Raw genomic sequence first — 1983 nt, forward strand, 5'->3', positions numbered from 1 at the left:
GCAGGATGGTCGACAGGGTCGGATGATCCCAGCCGCCCTCGGCCATCATGTCGCGGGTGCCGTCCAGGCCGGAACCGTGGAACCAGCCGGTGGCCTTCTGCAGGCCGTGGTAGAGGAAGGTCGCGCCGACCACCACGCGCAGTACCAGCAGGCCGAGATCCAGCGTGCCGCGCCGGTTCTCGGCCGGACGCCTGCGGGCGGACTTGCTGCGCTCGCCGGGGGTGTTGGCGGCGGGCGGGATGCTGGCGTAGGCGTAGGCGGCGGTCTCGCCGCCGTCGTCGATCGGCTCGGTGGTCCGGTCGGCGCCGTCCTCCGGCACGGCGGCGTCCTGCGACACGGCGGCGTCCCGCGGCACGGCTGCGTCCTGCGGCACGGCAGCGTCCTGCGGCACGGCCGCGGTCTTCGGCGCTCCGGTGGTCTTCGGCGAGGCGGTGGTCTTCGGCAACGCCGTGGTCTCGGCCTCGCTCGCCGGGTCGGTGGCCGTGGGCTTCTTCGTCAGCGAGGCGGCCTTGCGCGTCTCGCCCGAGCGGCCCCGGGTCCTGGCGGCGGTGGCGCCCCCGGACGCGGCGGCCTCGGCCGACTCCACGGCGGTCGCGCGATCGCGCACCGTCGGGACATCGGGCTCCAGCCCCAGTTCCTCGTCGGTGCGCGGCACGTCCCCGGCTCGCACGGCGGAGAACTGCTCGGTGGGGTTGTCCATGGGGCTGGTCACGCCGCGGCCGGTTCCGGCCGCCCGGTTCGCCTGCTCGCCCACGGTGCGATCGCCCTCCACCCGGGAGGTCTCGCCCTCGGACGCGGTTGCGGACGTCGCTTTCGGCTTGTCGCTCACGGCTGTACACCTTAAGCGGCGAAACCCGAGCGTGCGGGCGGTACGGCCGACGGCGTGTCCTGCGAGTTCGGCGTCGAACCCACCCGGCGGCAGCGCGGACGGCGCGCTTTCCGTAACGTCTGGGGCATGAGATCGGTTGCCGTGGCGCGCGTCGCGATGGTTGTGGCGCTCGGATCCACTCTGCTTGCGGGTTGCGCGAGGTTCGACGATTCGGCGTCGAGCCCGTTCACCACCGAGCCGACATTCGCACCGGCCGCGCCGGACGACCCGGACGACCCGCGCACCTCGACCACCCGGCCGAGCGGGCCGTGCATCGACCAGGACCCGTTGGTGATGGCGACCTGCCTGGACACCACCGGCGGCCTGGTCGGCGTCGGTGACGGCGTGCTGGTGGCCGAACGGCGCACCGGGCGCATCCTGAAGGTTGTCCATCCCGACATCCCGCCGGTGGAGATCGCCAGGATCCCGGTGGACGGCTCGGGCGACGGCGGGCTCAACGACCTCGTGCTCTCCCCCACCTACGGCGAGGACGGCCTGATCTACGCCTACATCACCACCGGCTCGGACAACCGGGTGGTGCGGCTGGCGGAGAACGGCGCGCCCAAGGACATCCTCACCGGAATCCCCAAGGGCGCCACCGGCAACCACGGCGCGCTGGAATGGGCCACCCCCGACCGGCTGATGGTGCTCACCGGCGACGCGGGCGATCCCGGTCTGGCCGCCTCGCCCGGCTCGCTGGCGGGCAAGCTGCTGAGCCTGGACAACCCCGCGCCCGGCGCGGCGAATCCGAGGGTCGTCGTCTCCGGCATCGGCACCGCGGGCGACGTGTGCCGCGACAGCGGCGACGCGGTGTGGTTCACCGATCGCACCGCCGTGCAGGACCGATTGCAGCGTCTGGCCCCCGACGGCACCACGACCGTCGCGTGGACCTGGGCCGACCGCCCGGGCGTCGCGGGCTGCGCGGTCACCGGCGACGGCGTGGCGGTCGCACTGACCGATGCCAAGGCCGTCGCGCTCGCCGCGAGCGACCCCGCCACCGGCGCGATCACCACCGCGCCCACCATGACGGTCCAGGACCGCTACGGGCAGCTCGGCGGCGCGACCATCGGCCCCGACGGCAACGTCTGGGTCGGCACCGTCAACAAGAACGAGGG

Annotated in this window: 2 protein-coding genes; one reads left to right on the forward strand and one right to left on the reverse strand. The window is 73.8% G+C overall.

Translation table 11 applies throughout. The features are described 5' to 3' along the window. Nucleotides 1–829 (reverse strand): DoxX family membrane protein (locus QH283_RS29415; RefSeq protein ID WP_280506174.1); only part of this gene is annotated, 829 nt, incomplete at its 3' end. 126 nt (nt 830–955) lie between these two features. Here QH283_RS29415 and QH283_RS29420 point away from each other — a divergent pair. After that, nucleotides 956–1983 (forward strand): PQQ-dependent sugar dehydrogenase (locus QH283_RS29420; RefSeq protein WP_280506175.1); only part of this gene is annotated, 1028 nt, incomplete at its 3' end.

Source organism: Nocardia farcinica (assembly GCF_029867845.1).
Taxonomy (GTDB): Bacteria; Actinomycetota; Actinomycetes; order Mycobacteriales; family Mycobacteriaceae; genus Nocardia; species Nocardia farcinica_A.